Here is an 18,012-nt window from a genome sequence, read left to right on the forward strand (position 1 = left end):
GTGAAAATTTTATGAGTAAAAAAGTATTAACTATTCGTGAGAAAACGATATTTGATGGCGTTTTTAGCAAATATTTTTTGAAATCGATATTCTCCTTGTGGTTTAAAGTAGCCGGTTGGCGAATTACTGAAACATCTAGCCATGGAGCAGGTGTTGCCATTGCAGCTCCACATACTTCTAATTGGGATTTTATCTATGCGTTAGGAGCTGCTATTTTACAAGATACTAAGATCTATTTTTCGATAAAAGACAGTTGGTGTCGACTCCCGGTTATCGGTAATTTTATGATGTGGTTAGGCGCTATGCCGATAGATCGTTCCTCAAAAGGAAAGGGGCAAGTTGAGCTTATTAATCAATTTGTTGTACGACAAAAAGACAGTAAAGTGTTTTTTTTATTTACCCCAGAAGGCACTCGCGGAAAAGCGCAGAAATGGAAAACTGGTTTTTATCATGTGGCGCAAAGTTGCAAAATCCCTATTTTCCTCGCTAAGGTTGATTACCGTATAAAAGAGGCGGGTATTTTTCATTCTTATCAAATTACTGGTAATAAAGAAGAGGATATTCAAGCTATTCAAGCATCTTATAAACGTGTTGCAGGTAAATTTATTGAAAAGCAGTTCCCTGCTTATGAAGGTGCACTCCCTCAAATTACTGATACAGAAGCTTTAGTGATGAAGGCACTTTATTCATTTAAAGGTTTCGCCACTTGTGTTGAAATTTCAACTAAAATAAAACGCCAAGAACTTGCGACTTCTGTTTTAGAATTTCTCGTTGATAAAGGCATCGTGGAAGAAACCTTAGCAGATCAAGAGCATAACCTAGCCAGTTATCAATTAACTTTCTTAGGAAAAGGTTGTTTACTTCATTTATACCCTTCATTAGCATAGAATAAATAAAAAATTGTTAGGAGATTCAATTGATTGAGCAATGGGTTGGTACCATAAATGGGTACCTGTGGGGAAGTGTGCTTATTTATCTTCTGACTGGCTGTGGGATTTGGTTTACGGTTCGGTTGAAAGGGATCCAGCTGACCAAGTTTTCACATATGTTTGTTTTGCTTAAATCAAGTCGCAAAGCAAATGTTCATGGTATTTCATCTTTTCAAGCATTATGTACATCGCTAGCAGCAAGAGTTGGCACCGGTAATTTAATGGGCGTTGCGGTTGCTATTTCGTTGGGAGGCGCAGGTGCTGTTTTTTGGATGTGGCTTATCGCCTTCGTTGGTATGGCAACAGCGTTTGCCGAAAGCACGTTAGGTCAATTATATAAAGAAAAAGACAGTTTAGGTAATTTTCGAGGTGGTCCTGCTTATTACATGAGTAAAGGTCTACAAAATAAAAAACTCGCCATTGGCTTTTCATTATGTTTATTTTTCGGTTATGGCTTTGTTTTTAGTTCAGTGCAAGCTAATTCGATCACAGATGCTTTCTACGGCTCTTATGGTATAGCGCCACTGACTACCGGCATGATTATTACTATTGCTGCTGCCTTGATAATCTTTGGTGGTTTAAAAAATATTGCTCGATTCGCAGAATTAACGGTTCCTTTGATGGGGGTTGCCTATATCTGCGTCTGTTTGGTGGTCATAGGGTTAAATATTCATGCTATTCCGGCAATTATTGCTGATATCTTCGCCTCTGCATTCGGGTTAAAAGAAGCCGGCAGTGGTTTAGTGGGCGCGGCGATAGTGCAAGGGGTTAAACGAGGTTTGTATTCAAATGAAGCGGGAATGGGAAGCGCACCAAATGTTGCTGCAGCTGCAATTCCACATCCGCCACATCCAGTTTCTCAAGGGTATATTCAAATGTTGGCGGTGTTTTTTGACACCATTGTCATTTGTTCATGTACTGCTTTTTTGATTTTATTGTTTGACGGTGCATCAGGCGAAATACAAGGTATTCAATTAACACAGCAAGCGTTAGTGTTTCAAGTGGGCGAATGGGGTAGTGACTTTATCACGATTGCTATTATGCTATTTGCTTTTACTTCTATTGTCGCCAACTTTGCCTATGCTGAAAATAACTTAAAATACCTAAAATTAGATAATAAAATAGGGCATTGGTTTTTACGTATTGGCTTCTTGGCTATGCTCGTCTTTGGCTCTGTGGCCAGTTTACCTGAAGTGATTGCGTTAGCGGATTTATCTACCGGCTTAATGACAGTTTTAAATGTATGTGCATTATTTTTATTAACGAAAGTGATTGTCAGTGTGGCTAAAAATTATCATCAACAAAGCTCTACAGGTCAGTTACCTGAATATATGCCAGATGAAGAAGAACATAGTAGATACCATTTAACGAAAGGGATCTGGCAAAAATAGTGTAAGTGTTTTGACGCTTTTAAAATTATCTTTCTTGATTAGGTAATCCGTTAAGGGTAATAATTTCTACGGTCAATGGGGGAGACGTTATCTTTAACTTTGCTTTTACGATGAAAGATAAATGATCTTTATTAAATGCGAAAGCTGGTTGCTGATGCCAGCTTTTTTGCTTCCAACTTTGCATCTTCAAACGAATAAAGCTTAAAGTTAATTGTTTTAATCTCATATTTAGCTTTTCCTTTTTATTTCTCAAAGTAAAACAAGATAGTCTTTCGATTCATTCAAGCTAAGTGTATGTAAAGAATGTTCAAACAATAGGAAAGAAATGTGTAAATAATAAGGAAGCGATTTATGTTTATTCGCGACAAGACTGTTATAATCCGCAGCAATTTCTGTGTGAGTGACTTTAGGTGATAGTGTGAGTGTAGATGCAATTGGTTTGTCGGCCGACTTATTAAAAGCGGTAAAGGCGTGTGGCTATAAAAATTTAACGCCAATACAACAACGGGCAATTCCTGTGATTCGTTCAGGCTCAGACTTGCTTGCAAGTGCGCAAACGGGAACCGGTAAAACGGCTGCGTTCACCTTGCCAATTTTAGATGCCATTGCTAAAAATAAATCGACAGGAAATCTGCAAGCTTTAATTTTAACTCCAACTCGAGAGTTAGCATCACAAGTTGCTGAAAATATTGCGACTTATAGCCAGTTTATGTCGATAAAGTCTGGAGTGATCTTTGGCGGTGTTAACATGCCCGCCCAAACGACATTATTAAAATCAGGTTTAGATATTTTAGTTGCGACACCCGGTAGGCTTTTAGAGCATTTAGCATTACGTCATATTGATGTATCACAATTAAATTTTTTAGTGTTTGATGAAGCTGATCGCATGTTAGATATGGGGTTTTTAACGGAAATTGAACGCATTTTGCCTTTGATTAAAAGCAAGCATCAAACGTTAATGTTCTCAGCTACTTTTTCTAATAAAGTAAAAAGTTTGGCGAATCAAATTCTTAATACACCAAAAAACATCGAAGTTGCCAAACAAAATACTACTTCAGGTAAAGTTAAGCAGTCTGTTTACTGGGTAAGTGAACAACGGAAAAGGGAATTATTATCTGAGCTAATTGGTGTTAATAACTGGCAACAAGTACTTGTTTTTGCTGGGACACGCGAAAGTGCTAATATTTTAGCAAAAGAATTAAAACTCGATGGAATTAAAGCGGCGTTGTGTCATGGTGATAAAACGCAAGGCGCTAGGAACAAAGCCCTTGAGCAATTTATTGATGGGACAGTGCGAGTACTTGTGGCGACGGATGTAGCCGCACGCGGTTTAGATATTGCAGACTTGCCTTATGTTGTGAACTTTCATTTACCCTTTTTAGCCGAAGACTATGTTCATAGAATCGGTCGTACTGGTCGTGCAGGGAAATCTGGTACAGCAATTTCATTGGTCAGCCCAAAAGATGAACGTTTTCTTGAGAATATTGAAGCGCTTATTGAAAGAAAATTTGAACGTATAGTTGTACCTGGCTATGAATTAAACAGGCCATTACCTCAACAATATAACGATGCTGAAGAGCCGCTTGTGAAGAAAAATCGATACCAAGCAACGCAAGAAAAAAATCAAGAAGTCGCGCGTAAACGTGAAAAATCAGCATTAAAAGTGTTAAAAGGCAAGGCTAAAAAAGGTAAAAAGCTTAAAGTGTCGAAAAAAAAGCGTAAATAACTATGCTTAATGAACTGCCGAAAAACGGTTATTCATTCATTGAAAGCCCTTTTAGTTTTCGACATTGCTGCTGGTTCTGTGCAGAGCCCGCAGCAAAGGTTTATCATTTTCCTCAAGCAGAAAATCATGTGCTAAATTGCCCGCATCCAGCATTAAGCTTGAATTGTTGCCAAGAATGTTATGTGCCGGCTAATAAAAGTCGAGCAAACGCTATTTGGTCAGTTTTTAAAGAAGTAAAAAGTTTTTTGATCAAGCAATATCAAAAGGATCTCGCTATTGGTATTAATTGGACTCAAGAAGAATTGGCAAATAGTGAATTTGAAAGCGGTAATTTTGCAGGTTTTCAACGGAGCGCTTGGTTTATGTATGAAGTTGCGAAAAAACGCGTTAACTTTCAAGGTTGGCCTCTAATCGTTAATGGTATCAATATCGAGGAATTAAAATGGAGTGAAGATAAAACATTCAATTTTGATAATGTTGAATATCCCTCTATTGAAGATGCGATAAACCATTACGCACAAACATTCTTTCTACCAGTAGATTATTTTAAAGAAGTTCTGGTCGCCGTTGGTCAAGAAAGGTTCGCCTATGCGGTGAGATTTTGCCGCTTATTAGTTGGGACTACGCCTAACGAAAGAAAAGCGGCATTAAACAATTTACTCGATGAGTAAATACATATCTTGGCTTTTATTGCTTAAATGATACTCAATGCTTTATGAGATGCGATCTTTTGACGGTACAACATATTATCGGCACGTTCAAAAAAGCTAGTTGGATCATCAGCTCTATTCATAAAGGTATAACCTAATGCACAAGCAACCTGATATTTAGCTAATAAACTATTGATGGTTAAACCATAGTTAATTCTTTCTTCAATAATTAATAATGATTGTTCGCTAGCATCTTCAACAATAATGACAAATTCGTCACCGCCAAATCTAAAAATACTATCTGAATCGCGAACTGAGCTGACTAATGTCTTCGCAAAGTTAACTAATATTTCATCACCAATATGATGGCCATAAGTATCATTAATCAATTTAAATTTATTTAAGTCACATACCATTAATCCAACTTTTGTACGTTGTCTATTGGCATGATGCATCGCTCGTTTAAGTTGTTCATCAAAATATCGACGATTACCTAACCCCGTCAAACCATCTTGCATCGCTAACTTTATCGCTTTTTGGTATTTTATCGCGTTATTAATTGGGTGGATCAATAATTGATGAAGACCTTGTAAGATTTTTTTATTAGCTAGGCTTATCGGTGAATTAAGCGTATAGGTTAGCGTGCCTATGTATTCTTTATTAATTTTTAATTCAAATAAACGCTCTTTTTTACCTGGTTTGCTTCCTCTTGCTGAAGCTGAGATACTTTCTTGTTTAAAGTATAAACCAGAAAAATTTACATACTTTGATACTTCCATTGCAAATATATTAAGTAGTGACTTTAAATCTAAAGTTGTTTGTAATTGTTCGGTTAATGCAAGTTTACGATAATTATCTTCATGATCACGAGTATCAAATAATTTAAATGCATTAAAGTCTACATTTGAGTTTTCTACTAAATTTAGAGTTTGCATATATTCACCTTTATAACGCTATTGCAGTGAATAAAAGCAAAAATTATGCCTCTAATATTTTTGTTATTTATATCAATAAATTGTGTTTGTAATGACGATAAAATGTTGCCTTAATTAATACGTTAATCCTTTTGTCAAAAAGATGTCGGCAAATTTTTGCCACTTTAACTATTTTTGAGAATAATTTTTAAATTATCAGATATACTTAAGTGATTAATATCATGTTAATTTATTTTTAAATAGAGGTTTTGTGTCTAGCCATCTCGAAATATTAGCGATCCTTACTAGTGCTGTTCTTATTGTGTGGTTGTTTAGACGATTACATTTACCTGCAATTCTAGCTTACTTAGTCGCAGGCATGCTTGTTGGTGAGCATGGGTTTGCTTTAGCTCATGAGCATGTTGATTATGAGCATTTTGCTGAACTCGGCATCGTCTTCTTATTATTCACTTTAGGTTTAGAATTTTCATTACCCAAATTAATGGCAATGCGCCATTTGGTGGTTGCTGTTGGCAGCTTGCAAGTTGGCATATCTTTAGTAGTCTTTTTAATTATTTCATTACTTTTAGGACAAAGTTTTGCAAGTTCACTCGTGATAGGGGGAATATTAGCACTTTCTTCAACCGCTATTGTGATCAGGCAATTAAGTGAATCTGGTGCAATGAAAAGAAAGTCTGGACAGATCGCTGTTGCAGTTTTGTTATTCCAAGATGTTGCCGTAGTCCCGTTATTAATTATTATTCCGATGTTTGCACAAGACTCAGATACCTCAATGATTTATGCCTTACTGTTTGCGTTAGTTAAAGGTATTTTTGTTGTTGGTATTTTACTCTCTGTGGGGAAATGGGTACTGCCTCGGTTATTTAATTTAGTCGCTCAAGTGAGAACAGATGAGTTGTTTGTTTTAACCACCTTACTTGTTACTTTAGTTGCCTCGGCATTAACACAATGGTTTGGTTTATCTATGGCGTTAGGTGCCTTTTTAGCCGGAATGATGTTAGGTGAAAGCCAATATAAACATCAACTTGAAGCTGATATAAGGCCATATCGCGACATTTTATTGGGTTTGTTTTTTGTAACCGTTGGGATGAAGCTTAATTCAGCCGTTCTGTTTGAGTCACCTTTTATAATGGTGAGTTTGTTGATTGGCTTTATGATCGTGAAAATTTTAGTAATAAAGTCTTTAGCAATCAAAGCAGGAGAACAAGCGAAGGATGCATGGGCATCGGCAATTATGCTAGCGCAAATGGGCGAGTTTGGATTTGTGTTAATTGCATTAGCTACTCAAGTAAATATACTACCGCCTGATATTGCCTCGTTATTACTTGGTGTAGGGGTTATCAGTATGGCGATAACCCCTTACATGATAGATCATGCTCGACAAATGGGCTTATGGTTAAGCAATGAGCAACCTGAGGATACTCAAGAGTTGTCAACTTTGCCGAATAACAATGAATTAAAAGATCATGTCATTATTTGTGGCTTTGGCCGGATAGGTCAAACAGTAAGCCGGTTTTTAAAACAAGAAGGGATTGATTTTGTTGCCATTGATATAGACCCGTTAAGAACAACTAAAGCAAGAGAAGCCGGCGAAAATGTATTGTTTGGCTCATCAAGACAAAACGAATTACTAGAGGCTGCTCATTTATCCACGGCGAAGTTAGTGGTTATAGCTTTTGGTCAAGATAAACAATCTATTGACGTTATTCAAAAAGTGCGTTCTATGTCACCAGATGTGCCTATTTTAGTTCGTACACGTAATGATGACCAACTCGATGCCTTACAGGAAGCTGGTGCGAACCAAGTAGTTCCAGAAAGCTTAGAAGGGAGCTTAATGCTGGTTTCTCAAGTATTGTCTTTAACTGGCGTACCTTTTTCACGCATTATGCGTCGTGTGCAAAAAGAGCGGAAAAATCACTACAATCATCTTCATGGTTTTTTCCAAGGTGAGCATACTGATATGAGCCCTGATGCTATTGATAGAATTGAATTTGCGCATGCAATTTTACTGACGGATGATTCTTTTGCGGTAGGTCATTCGTTGAAATCATTAAACCTTGAATCAAGACGAGTTGTGGTGGTGGCCTTGCGAAGTGGCGGTGTAGAGACTGAAGAGCCAGATGATAACGTTATTCTTAAAGTGCAAGATACTTTAGTGGTTCGAGGTAAACCACGTCGTGTAGAACGATTTGAGCGTTATATGCAAGAAGGGCGATAATATGTCTGTTAAATATCGCCATGCTGCTTTGTAATGTGAAAATATGTGAGTAATAAATTTATATATTTAAAAACTGTCGAATGGTTGATTCTTTCTCTAAGGCATCTTCAAAGCCAAGTTTTATTAATTGTTTACAATAGGCTTTATCAAATAATAAATAACTTAGAATACTCGACTCCTGATCATTTGTGATACCTATACTACGCAACAATAAACGAATGGTGTAGGGGAGCTCATGGTAATACTCTACCGCCATTGAATTAAAATTATGGCTTGGGTTTAATACAAGTGATTCAATGTTTTTTAAGCCATCATTGTTTATTTTATTTTCATCGGTGATCAAAGATAACGTTTTATTTACCCTGTGCATGCGTTCTAAATCACTTTGCAAAGTATCAGAAAATATTCCGTCGAGTAAATGACCTGCTATGGTCGCCGTGGTAGGAGGGTGCGGGTTGTTTTCATTGATATGAAGTGTTTCTTTAGGTTGTTCAACACCGACAATAAATAATTTTTTACCGCCAAGATGAATAGCAGGACTTAATGGCGATAATTGATGAATTGAGCCATCACCAAAATGGTTTCTTTTAATTTTAACGGACGGAAAAATTAATGGTATTGCCGCTGAAGCTAATAAATGATCAGAATTAATTTGTGTGGGAATACCACTACGTTTAGCTCTAAACCATGGCTTTATCGACTCGTGAGATTGATAAAAGCTAATTGAATTTCCATTAGAATAGCTAGATGCAGTAACAGAAAGCGCGGATAAATCTCCTTTTAAGATGTTTTGATCAATTCTGTTATAGTCAACAATATTGCTCAACAAAGTACGTAGAGGAGCATTATTTAGTAAACTGCGAGCTGATTTATTAGCATAATCTGCTTGAAAGCTTCCAAGAATACCACTGATGATATGACTGCTTACGCGAAACGGGTCGCTATGGTAAATCCTATCTGTTTTTAAACTGTTCCAAACCCATTCCAGTTTTTTTACCCCTAATTGAAAGCATGATGCATAACAGGCGATGCCCGTGGCATTGATAGCACCTGCAGAAGTACCACAAATAATAGGGAAGGGAACAGGATAATGTCGAGGGCTAAACTTACTAATGGCTGAAAGTACGCCAACTTGATAAGCGGCTCTTGCACCCCCTCCCGTTAAGATTAACGCGTTATGTTTATGTTTAATATTATATTTTTTTAACATCTAGCTTTTTACATTAAGCATAATGAATTTATTGTAATGACTTTATAAAGATAAACCAGAAAAAGTTTTATTTGATAAATGAAATATTACGACTAGACTATTGAAATATGCTGAATTGAAGAAAAGAAAAAGCCAGCATAAGCTGGCTTTTTAAATCGACATAGAATTATTGACTAGTAAAACATTTTATTGCATGAACAAATAACGCCTACTAAAAAATAATTTAACTACTAACGCGTTCGTTAGCAGCGTCTATTAATGGTTGCGATCCGCTTTGCAAAAGTGCCAAGTTAGCTGAAACAACTTTCTTAGGCAGCTTGTTAATCATCAAAGAGCCAGTTTTTTCTGAACCCCTATCAGCTGCAAAGACCAACAGGTTTTTACCATTACATTGAATACCATCGAAGATACTGCGAATTTTTAATTTATTCGCCTTTAAAAATGAGCGCATGCGTTTCTTGTCATCGGCGGCAACATACTCACATAAGCTCTGGGCTATGTTAGCAGCTTCAGCTTTTGGTGCTGATACAACAGACGTCAGTGTTAAAGCAGTAATCGTAGAAACTAGTAATAATTTTTTCATTTTAATAACCTTAATAAGTAAATTGAGTTAGTAAAAGAAAAAACCACGGGATGTACCTAATAACATGGTAACTCCGCTGTCATAGATTTATAATATATAAACCCTTAGACCGGTGGTTTTGCGTAGTACGTTTTCGCGTACCTTGCCTTTTCTTTGTCACTTTTAGTATTACCAAAATAAAACAGAATTGCAACCATCTGTGTAGATATTACGCATTTTAATGTGAGATATTCGCCATGAATAAAATTAATTTATATTATTAACAAAGGGTTACGGCTATTTTTTGTTAAAAAATCATTTCAGGAACATCGTCCGGAATTACTAGTTTTCCGGCAGTTAAGTGTTTTATTTCATCTATTGAAACACCTGGCGCTCGTTCTAATAAGTGAAATGCACCGTCCTTTATTTCAAGAAAAGCAAGGTCTGTTAACACTTTTTTAATACAGCCTTTACCCGTTAACGGTAATGTACAACTCGGTAATAATTTTGAAACGCCATGCTTGGAAGCATGAGTCATAGTTACAATAATATTATCTGCACCGGCAACTAAATCCATAGCACCGCCCATACCTTTGATAAGTTTTCCAGGGATCATATAAGAGGCGATATTGCCACTGACATCCACTTCAAAAGCACCTAATACGGTTAAATCGACATGGCCACCGCGGATCATCGCAAAAGACTCTGCAGAATCAAAGATTGAAGCGCCTGTTGCCATGGTGACTGTTTGTTTACCTGCGTTAATTAAATCTGCGTCAATTTCTTCTTCGGTGGGAAACTGACCCATGCCAAGCAGACCGTTCTCAGATTGCAGCATAACTTCTATACCCTCTGGTACATAATTAGCCACTAAGGTTGGAATACCTATACCTAAATTAACATAATAACCATCTTGTAATTCTTGAGCGACTCTTTGTGCTAATTGTTCTCTTGTTAACGCCATTGTTATCTCCTTACTTAGCACTAGAACGAATGGTTCGTTGCTCAATACGTTTTTCGAATGTGCCTTGAATAACACGATTTACATAAATACCTGGAGTATGAATTTGATCAGGATCGAGTTCGCCCGGTTCAACAATTTCTTCTACTTCTACAACGGTGATTTTTCCGGCGGTTGCCGCTAAAGGGTTAAAGTTACGTGCTGTTTTACGAAAGACCAAATTACCATAACGGTCTGCTTTCCACGCTTTGACGATAGCAAAATCTCCGGTAATTGCTTGTTCAAGAATGTAGTGTCTGCCGTTAAATTCTCGTTCTTCTTTTCCTTCTGCAACAGGGGTTCCATAGCCTGTTGCGGTGAAAAAAGCGGGGATCCCCGCGCCTCCTGCACGCATTTTTTCAGCAAGGGTGCCTTGAGGTGTAAGTTCAACTTCAAGCTCACCACTCATCATTTGGCGTTCAAACTCAGCGTTTTCACCTACATACGAGGCGATAATTTTTTTTATTTGTCGGTTTGGTAATAATACCCCTAAGCCAAAATCATCGACGCCACAATTATTAGAAACCATGGTTAAACCTTTGGTTCCTTTACGTTTGATCTCAGTAATGAGGTTCTCAGCAATGCCGCAAAGCCCAAAACCGCCCGAAATAATCGTCATATTATCTTCGAGACCAGCCATTGCTTCTTCATAGCTTGACACTACTTTGTCAAATCCAGCCACTATATACTCCTTAACTCAATTTTATTCGATGGTTATTGCGCACGATATGCCGTAGAAACTTTAGAAATTGGCGATTTGCCTAACACGTCGCTAATAAACCATCCTGCTGTTAGTAATTTTTTAAAATCTATACCTGTTTCGATTCCAAGCCCATTTAATAAATATACGACATCTTCTGTGGCTACGTTGCCTGAAGCGCCTTTAGCATAAGGGCAACCACCTAAACCAGCAATGGCGCTATCGATAATCGCAATGCCATTTTGTAAAGCCGTGTAAATGTTCGTTAACGCTTGCCCGTAGGTATCATGAAAGTGTACGGCTAGTTTTTCTCTCGGAATACGGGCTGTTACTGCTTGTAACATCTTTTGTACACTTGCCGCTGTGCCAACACCAATGGTGTCACCTAATGAAATTTCATAGCAGCCCATGTTGAATAATTTTTCAGCAACTTCAGCTACTTGCTCAGGATCAATATCACCATCATAAGGGCATGCAATAACACATGAAACATAGCCTCTTACCGGAATATTGGCGTTTTTTGCTGCTGCCATAATCGGCTCAAATCGCGCTAAACTCTCAGCGATGGTGCAATTAATGTTTTTCTGGCTAAATCCTTCAGAGGCAGCACCAAATATGGCAACTTCGTCAGCATTGGCTGCAATGGCAGCTTCAAAGCCTTTTAAATTAGGAGTTAAAGCGGCATAACTAACATCGTGTTGGCGTGTTAAACCATTAAAAACATCGGTTGACGTTGCCATTTGTGGCACCCATTTGGGCGACACGAAACTACCACTTTCGATGGTTTTAAGTCCTGCATCGGCGAGTTTATTTATCAGTGTTATTTTGTCTTGAGCGGTGATTAATTGTTTTTCATTTTGTAAGCCATCTCTAGGGCCTACTTCAACAATTTTTACGCGCTTAGGGAATTGATTCATGATTTTTCCTGTGCCGTAAAAGCTAATAATTCACAGCCGCCATCAACCATGTCACCTTGTGCGTAATATAAAGCGTCAATTGTGCCATCTTCTGGCGCTTTAATGGTATGTTCCATTTTCATCGCTTCCATTATCATTAATGGTTGATCTTTTGTAACTTTATCACCTGTTTTTACTAACACGCTGACCATAGTGCCATTCATAGGGGCAAGCAAGCCACCTAGATTATTAGTTGTTTCATCATTGCCGCATTCTGGTTCAATGTAAGTAAAGTTAAAGGCTCCATTTTGGCGATATAAGCTGATTTCATTGTCATTTCTAGCGATGGTGGCATGGCTGCGATACCCATCAATACTGACATATAAAGTGTCACCTGAAATTCTCCCTTGGCAATCAAGGGTTTTATTAGAGACTGTGATCAGATAATAGCTGTCGCTGCCATGCCGTTTTTGTTCAACAGTGACAGGATACTCAATATCATTATGAGCCAAGGTTAACTGGTGAATATGAGCCTCGTTTAATCGCCATGCATTTGTGCTATTCCAAGGCGAGTAGGGATCAGAAGTATCTGCCGCATTAGCTTTAGCTCTTTCTGCCAACGACAAGACTAAATATAACGCGGCAATGGGTAATTCATCAGCAAGCGTTTGCTCATTATTATGAAAAATATCGCTCTGATGTTTTTCGATAAAACCTGTATCAATATCTTCATTAATAAATGCAGGACAAGTGGCTAAATTATAGAGAAAATCTATATTCGTGGTGACACCGCTAATACGATATTCTGCAAGCGCTTTGGTTAAACGTTGTAGCGCCTTTTCTCTATTTTCATCCCAAACTATTAATTTTGCGATCATAGGATCGTAAAAAACACTGACGTCATCACCTTGTCTAACACCAGTATCAACACGGACATGGTCACTTTCAACTGGCGGTTGTAAAAAGTTAAGTTTGCCGGTTGCAGGTAAGAAGTCGTTATTAGCATCTTCTGCATAAATACGCGCTTCAAAAGCGTGACCATTAATGGCTAATTCTTGTTGCGTTTTTGGCAGAACTTCTCCTGCTGCAACCCGAAGTTGCCATTCCACTAAATCTTGACCTGTAATTAATTCAGTTACAGGGTGCTCAACTTGTAGGCGAGTATTCATTTCCATAAAGTAAAATGAACCATCAACATCTAATAGAAACTCAACGGTACCAGCACCTTGATAGCCTATTGCTTGTGCTGACTTGATCGCTGATTCACCCATTTTTTGACGAAGTGTTTCAGACATGCCAAACGCAGGTGCTTCTTCAATGACTTTTTGATGACGACGTTGAACAGAGCAGTCTCGTTCGAATAAGTACACGGCGTTATTATGGTTATCACAAAATACTTGAATTTCAACATGGCGAGGTTGAGTTAAGTATTTTTCAACTAACATGGTATCGTCACCAAATGACGATTTAGCTTCACGTTTAGCGGCTGCGAAGCCTTCTGAAAATTCAGCTTCACTCCACACTTGTCGCATACCTTTACCACCGCCACCTGCGGTTGCTTTTAATAGCACAGGGTAGCCCATTTCATCAGCAGCTTTTTTGATTACCGCTTCTGTTTGATCTTCACCATGATAGCCAGGGACAAGTGGAACTTGCGCTTTTTCCATAATATTTTTTGCGGCAGATTTAGACCCCATAGCTTCAATTGCGGCAACCGGAGGGCCAATAAATTTGATATTTTCTTGCTCACACATCCGACAAAAGTCAGCATTTTCAGAAAGAAAGCCATAACCAGGATGGATCGCTTGTGCGCCAGTTCGTTTCGCCGCTTCAATCACTTTTTCAGCAACTAAGTAGCTTTCTCTTGAAGGCGAAGGGCCAAGGTAAATAGCTTCATCAGCCATATTGACATGAAGGGAATTACTGTCTGCATCAGAATAAACGGCAACCGTTAATATCCCCATTTTACGGGCGGTTTTAATTACACGACAAGCTATTTCGCCACGATTAGCAATAAGAATTTTGGTAAACATTTTATCAGACCTAGTGGGTAGATTATTAGGAGATTGCGACATGTTATGATCCTTGCTCTGAAGGCTCTTGTTGCCATTTCGGCGCACGTTTTTCAAAGAATGCGCTTAAGCCTTCTTGACCTTCTTTTGAAACTCGAATTGATGCGATGCGCTCACTGGTGATATTGAGTAATGCATCGTCAATGTCTTGGAATGCAACATCTAATGCAAGTTGTTTTGCTTGTCTGACAGCTGCAGGGCTATTACTTAAAAGCGTGCTTATCATGTTATCGACGGCCGCGGGTAATTCATTTAATTCAACCACTTCATCAACTAATCCAAGGCTTAAGGCCTTATCAGCAAAAAAGCGCTCTGCTGTTTGAAAATAACGACGACTGGCTTTTTGACCCATAGCGTTGACAACATAAGGACTGATAGTTGCGGGTATAAGACCAAGTTTTACTTCACTAAGACAAAAGCTGGCTTTATTACTTGCGATAACGATATCACAACAACTTGCTAAACCAACCGCACCGCCAAAAGCCGCGCCTTGTATTTGTGCAATGGTCGTTTGTGGCATAAAGTTTAAGGTTTTTAACATGTTGGCTAATGCATTGGCATCGGCTAAGTTTTCTTCATAACTATAACTTGCCATGCGTTTCATCCAGCTAAGATCAGCGCCTGCAGAAAAGCTTTTTCCTGTTGACGCTAACACCATAATACGAACATCAACACGTTTACTAAGATGCATGAAAACTTTAGTCAGTGCAGTGATAACCCCATCATCAAAAGCATTGTGCTTTTCAGGGTTATTTAAGGTAACCGTTGCTACACCATAACGATCTATGGTTAAAAGCACCTTGTTATTATCAATAATTAAATTATTTTCTATTTGAGTCATCTTGCTGCCTACATTCTGAAAATGCCGAATTTTGTCTCTTCAATTGGCTTATTTAACGAAGCTGAAATCGCTAAACCTAATACTTGACGAGTGTCTGCTGGATCAATAATACCGTCATCCCAAAGTCGGGCTGATGCGTAGTATGGATGGCCTTGATGTTCATAATCATCAATGATGGGTTGTTTAAAGTCCGTTTCTTCTTGTGCCGACCAAGCTTCACCGCGTTTTTCTTTTTGATCACGTTTTACTTGAGCAAGAACACCCGCTGCTTGTTCGCCGCCCATCACTGAAATTCGGGCATTTGGCCACATAAACAAGAAGCGAGGATCATATGCCCGACCACACATACCATAATTGCCAGCACCAAAACTTCCGCCAATTAAAATAGTAAACTTAGGAACTTGAGCGGTAGCGACTGCGGTCACCATTTTTGCGCCATGTTTTGCAATACCGCCGGCTTCATATTGTTGTCCAACCATAAAGCCGGTGATGTTTTGTAGGAAAACCAATGGAATCTTACGTTGCGCACATAGTTCAATAAAGTGCGCACCTTTTTGTGCTGATTCGCCGAAAAGTATCCCATTATTGGCGACGATGCCAACTGGGTAACCGAAAATTCTTGAGAATCCGCAAACTAAAGTGGTGCCATATAAGGCCTTAAACTCATCAAATTCACTACCGTCAACAACGCGGGCGATAATTTCTCGAATATCGAAAGGTTGGCGAGAATCTTTTGGGATGATGCCATAAATTTCTTCGCTGTCGTAAACAGGCTCTACGATAGGTTGAATATTCATTTCAACCGGTTTAGTTCGATTCAAATTTTTGATAGCGGTTTTAGCAATTTTTAAGGCGTGATGATCATTTTGTGCATAATGATCCGCCACCCCAGAAGTACGACAATGAACATCTGCACCACCTAAATCTTCTGCACTTACCACTTCACCTGTGGCTGCTTTTACTAAGGGCGGACCTGCTAAAAATATCGTACCTTGCTCTTTAACAATAATGGACTCATCAGCCATAGCAGGAACATAAGCGCCACCTGCAGTACAAGAGCCCATCACAACAGCTATTTGTGGTATAGCTTGTGCTGACATATTCGCTTGATTAAAAAAGATCCGACCGAAATGTTCTCTATCAGGAAAAACCTCATCTTGGTTTGGTAAATTCGCCCCACCAGAGTCGACTAAATAAATGCAAGGTAAATTGTTTTCTTGAGCGATTGTTTGCGCACGAATGTGTTTTTTCACGGTCAGCGGGTAATAAGTCCCGCCTTTCACGGTGGCATCATTGGCAACAATGATACATTCTTGGCCTCCCACACGACCAATACCTGTGATGATCCCTGCAGAAGGTACATTGTCGTCATACACCTTGTATGCTGCTAGTTGTGATAACTCTAAAAAAGGTGATCCTGAATCGAGCAGGGCGTTGACTCTATCTCTAGGTAATAATTTACCTCGTGATAAATGGCGTTCACGGCTTCGCTCTCCACCACCTAGTTTTATTTCTGCTAGCTTTTCTTTTAAGTCACACACTTGTTCTTGCATTGCTCGAGCATTTTCGATGAACTCAGGACTACGGGAATTAATTTTAGATATTATCTTCGCCACGACTATCTACCTTTATTGTGGAAATTGTGATTTATTATCATGAAGCTATCAGTAGGCTGATTTTAACAACCTACCTCGATCAACTTTGCTTAATTAGACTCGTTAAATAATTCACGGCCAATAAGCATACGACGGATTTCAGACGTACCAGCGCCAATTTCATAAAGTTTTGCATCGCGCAATAAACGCCCAGCAGGAAATTCATTGATATAACCGTTACCACCTAATAATTGAATAGCATCAAGCGCCATTTTGGTGGCAAGCTCTGCGGCATATAAAATAACACCTGCAGCATCTTTACGCGTTGTTTCGCCACGATCTGCCGCTTGAGCACACATATAAGCATAAGATTTAGCTGCATTCATTTGGGTGTACATATCAGCAATTTTCCCTTGAACTAATTGGAACTCACCGATAGATTGCCCAAATTGTTTACGATCGTGAATATATGGCACAACAAGATCCATACATGCATCCATAATGCCTAATGGCCCACCGGTTAAAACTAAACGTTCATAATCAAGACCAGACATTAATACCCGAACACCTTTGCCTTCTTCACCTAAAATATTTTCTGCCGGCACTTCACAGTCTTCAAATACTAATTCACATGTATTTGAGCCACGCATACCTAATTTATCTAATTTTTGATGACGACTAAAACCAGGGTAATCACGCTCCACGATAAAAGCCGTGATGCCTTTTGAACCGGCAGCGGTGTCAGTTTTTGCATAGATCACGTATACATGCGCGTCAGGGCCATTGGTGATCCACATTTTATTACCGTTTAAAATGTACTTATCACCTTTTTTATCGGCACGAAGTTTCATGCTTACTACGTCTGAACCTGCGTTAGGTTCACTCATTGCTAAGGCACCAATATGTTCGCCGGTACAAAGTTTTGATAAATATTTTTGCTTTTGTTCATGGTTGCCATTTTTATTTAGCTGATTTAAACAAAGGTTTGACATCGCACCGTAACTTAAACCAACCGATGCTGAAGCTCTGCTTATTTCTTGCATCGCGACCATATGCTCTAAATAACCTAGGCCAGAACCACCGTACTGTTCGTCAACAGTCATGCCTAATAAACCCATGTCGCCAAACTTACGCCATAAGTCGTGTGGAAATTCGTTATCTAAATCGATTTGCTCAGCACGAGGCGCAATTTCGTCACGAGAAAAGGCGTTTACTTGATCGCGGATCATGTCCACAGTTTCGCCTAGATTAAAATTAAGAGATGAAAAACTTGAAATCATGACTGTT

At 38.7% G+C, this 18,012-nt stretch carries 16 protein-coding genes and 1 riboswitch; of the genes, 5 read left to right on the forward strand and 11 right to left on the reverse strand.

From position 1 onward, the window contains the following. The first annotated feature begins 11 nt into the window (after positions 1 to 11). Both Q4493_RS09320 and Q4493_RS09325 read left to right on the forward strand, forming a co-directional pair. Positions 12 to 887 carry a 1-acyl-sn-glycerol-3-phosphate acyltransferase gene (locus tag Q4493_RS09320; RefSeq protein ID WP_303451855.1) on the forward strand — a complete coding sequence of 292 codons (876 nt, stop codon included), beginning with the start codon at positions 12 to 14 and terminating at the stop codon, positions 885 to 887. Positions 888 to 916: 29 nt separating this feature from the next. Further along, complete coding sequence (locus tag Q4493_RS09325) at positions 917 to 2,320, forward strand: sodium:alanine symporter family protein (RefSeq protein WP_303451857.1); 1,404 nt, start codon at positions 917 to 919, stop codon at positions 2,318 to 2,320. Between the two features lie 25 nt (positions 2,321 to 2,345). On the opposite strand, the gene Q4493_RS09330 is transcribed toward Q4493_RS09325, so the two are convergent. Next, positions 2,346 to 2,546 (reverse strand): hypothetical protein, encoded by a 201-nt coding sequence (locus Q4493_RS09330; protein ID WP_303451859.1) that lies wholly within the window; start codon positions 2,544 to 2,546, stop codon positions 2,346 to 2,348. 192 nt (positions 2,547 to 2,738) lie between these two features. Between Q4493_RS09330 and Q4493_RS09335 the strand changes: the two genes are divergently transcribed. Together Q4493_RS09335 and Q4493_RS09340 are read left to right on the forward strand one after the other, a co-directional pair. Continuing rightward, on the forward strand, positions 2,739 to 4,046 hold the full coding sequence (locus Q4493_RS09335) for a DEAD/DEAH box helicase (RefSeq protein WP_303451861.1): 1,308 nt from the start codon (positions 2,739 to 2,741) through the stop codon (positions 4,044 to 4,046). A 2-nt stretch (positions 4,047 to 4,048) separates the two neighbouring features. Then, entirely contained in the window at positions 4,049 to 4,717 is a 669-nt protein-coding gene (locus Q4493_RS09340) for a hypothetical protein (RefSeq protein WP_303451863.1), read from the forward strand. 23 nt (positions 4,718 to 4,740) lie between these two features. On the opposite strand, the gene Q4493_RS09345 is transcribed toward Q4493_RS09340, so the two are convergent. Next, a complete protein-coding gene (locus tag Q4493_RS09345; RefSeq protein WP_303451865.1) occupies positions 4,741 to 5,631 on the reverse strand; it encodes a GGDEF domain-containing protein in 891 nt (296 codons plus the stop codon). A gap of 250 nt (positions 5,632 to 5,881) precedes the next feature. Here Q4493_RS09345 and Q4493_RS09350 point away from each other — a divergent pair, with 250 nt between their 5' ends. Continuing rightward, positions 5,882 to 7,849 carry a monovalent cation:proton antiporter family protein gene (locus tag Q4493_RS09350; protein WP_303451867.1) on the forward strand — a complete coding sequence of 656 codons (1,968 nt, stop codon included), beginning with the start codon at positions 5,882 to 5,884 and terminating at the stop codon, positions 7,847 to 7,849. A 58-nt stretch (positions 7,850 to 7,907) separates the two neighbouring features. Here Q4493_RS09350 and Q4493_RS09355 read toward each other — a convergent pair whose 3' ends face one another. The 9 genes from Q4493_RS09355 to Q4493_RS09395 all read right to left on the reverse strand — a co-directional run bounded on the left by Q4493_RS09355 (position 7,908) and on the right by Q4493_RS09395 (position 18,005). Continuing rightward, positions 7,908 to 9,059: a patatin-like phospholipase family protein gene (locus Q4493_RS09355; RefSeq protein WP_303451869.1), complete on the reverse strand. Its 1,152-nt coding sequence runs from the start codon at positions 9,057 to 9,059 to the stop codon at positions 7,908 to 7,910. A 223-nt stretch (positions 9,060 to 9,282) separates the two neighbouring features. Beyond that, positions 9,283 to 9,642 (reverse strand): DUF3718 domain-containing protein, encoded by a 360-nt coding sequence (locus tag Q4493_RS09360; protein ID WP_303451871.1) that lies wholly within the window; start codon positions 9,640 to 9,642, stop codon positions 9,283 to 9,285. 63 nt (positions 9,643 to 9,705) lie between these two features. Then, positions 9,706 to 9,799, reverse strand: a riboswitch (cyclic di-GMP riboswitch). Between the two features lie 129 nt (positions 9,800 to 9,928). Then, positions 9,929 to 10,585 carry a 3-oxoacid CoA-transferase subunit B gene (locus Q4493_RS09365; RefSeq protein ID WP_303451873.1) on the reverse strand — a complete coding sequence of 219 codons (657 nt, stop codon included), beginning with the start codon at positions 10,583 to 10,585 and terminating at the stop codon, positions 9,929 to 9,931. A 10-nt stretch (positions 10,586 to 10,595) separates the two neighbouring features. Next, the gene (locus tag Q4493_RS09370) at positions 10,596 to 11,303 is read right to left on the reverse strand and encodes a CoA transferase subunit A (RefSeq protein ID WP_303451875.1); all 708 of its coding nucleotides are present in this window, start codon (positions 11,301 to 11,303) and stop codon (positions 10,596 to 10,598) included. A gap of 32 nt (positions 11,304 to 11,335) precedes the next feature. Beyond that, positions 11,336 to 12,238: a hydroxymethylglutaryl-CoA lyase gene (locus Q4493_RS09375; RefSeq protein WP_303451877.1), complete on the reverse strand. Its 903-nt coding sequence runs from the start codon at positions 12,236 to 12,238 to the stop codon at positions 11,336 to 11,338. Then, a complete protein-coding gene (locus Q4493_RS09380; RefSeq protein WP_303451933.1) occupies positions 12,235 to 14,250 on the reverse strand; it encodes an acetyl/propionyl/methylcrotonyl-CoA carboxylase subunit alpha in 2,016 nt (671 codons plus the stop codon). Before Q4493_RS09380 ends, Q4493_RS09375 begins: the two co-directional genes overlap by 4 nt. A gap of 43 nt (positions 14,251 to 14,293) precedes the next feature. Next, positions 14,294 to 15,130: an enoyl-CoA hydratase/isomerase family protein gene (locus tag Q4493_RS09385; protein WP_303451879.1), complete on the reverse strand. Its 837-nt coding sequence runs from the start codon at positions 15,128 to 15,130 to the stop codon at positions 14,294 to 14,296. 8 nt (positions 15,131 to 15,138) lie between these two features. Then, on the reverse strand, positions 15,139 to 16,746 hold the full coding sequence (locus Q4493_RS09390) for a carboxyl transferase domain-containing protein (protein ID WP_303451881.1): 1,608 nt from the start codon (positions 16,744 to 16,746) through the stop codon (positions 15,139 to 15,141). An 89-nt stretch (positions 16,747 to 16,835) separates the two neighbouring features. Then, entirely contained in the window at positions 16,836 to 18,005 is a 1,170-nt protein-coding gene (locus tag Q4493_RS09395; RefSeq protein ID WP_303451884.1) for an isovaleryl-CoA dehydrogenase, read from the reverse strand. Positions 18,006 to 18,012 lie beyond the last annotated feature (7 nt).

The organism is Colwellia sp. 1_MG-2023 (genome assembly GCF_030546755.1).
Lineage (GTDB): Bacteria > Pseudomonadota > Gammaproteobacteria > Enterobacterales > Alteromonadaceae > Thalassotalea_H.

Coding starts and splice junctions, on each gene's coding strand:
- Q4493_RS09330 (WP_303451859.1), bottom strand. CDS start 2,546: ATGAGATTAAAACAATTAACTTTAAGCTTTATTCGTTTGAAGATGCAA.
- Q4493_RS09355 (WP_303451869.1), bottom strand. CDS start 9,059: ATGTTAAAAAAATATAATATTAAACATAAACATAACGCGTTAATCTTA.
- Q4493_RS09340 (WP_303451863.1), top strand. CDS start 4,049: ATGCTTAATGAACTGCCGAAAAACGGTTATTCATTCATTGAAAGCCCT.
- Q4493_RS09320 (WP_303451855.1), top strand. CDS start 12: ATGAGTAAAAAAGTATTAACTATTCGTGAGAAAACGATATTTGATGGC.
- Q4493_RS09360 (WP_303451871.1), bottom strand. CDS start 9,642: ATGAAAAAATTATTACTAGTTTCTACGATTACTGCTTTAACACTGACG.
- Q4493_RS09365 (WP_303451873.1), bottom strand. CDS start 10,585: ATGGCGTTAACAAGAGAACAATTAGCACAAAGAGTCGCTCAAGAATTA.
- Q4493_RS09385 (WP_303451879.1), bottom strand. CDS start 15,130: ATGACTCAAATAGAAAATAATTTAATTATTGATAATAACAAGGTGCTT.
- Q4493_RS09345 (WP_303451865.1), bottom strand. CDS start 5,631: ATGCAAACTCTAAATTTAGTAGAAAACTCAAATGTAGACTTTAATGCA.
- Q4493_RS09375 (WP_303451877.1), bottom strand. CDS start 12,238: ATGAATCAATTCCCTAAGCGCGTAAAAATTGTTGAAGTAGGCCCTAGA.
- Q4493_RS09380 (WP_303451933.1), bottom strand. CDS start 14,250: ATGTTTACCAAAATTCTTATTGCTAATCGTGGCGAAATAGCTTGTCGT.
- Q4493_RS09395 (WP_303451884.1), bottom strand. CDS start 18,005: ATGATTTCAAGTTTTTCATCTCTTAATTTTAATCTAGGCGAAACTGTG.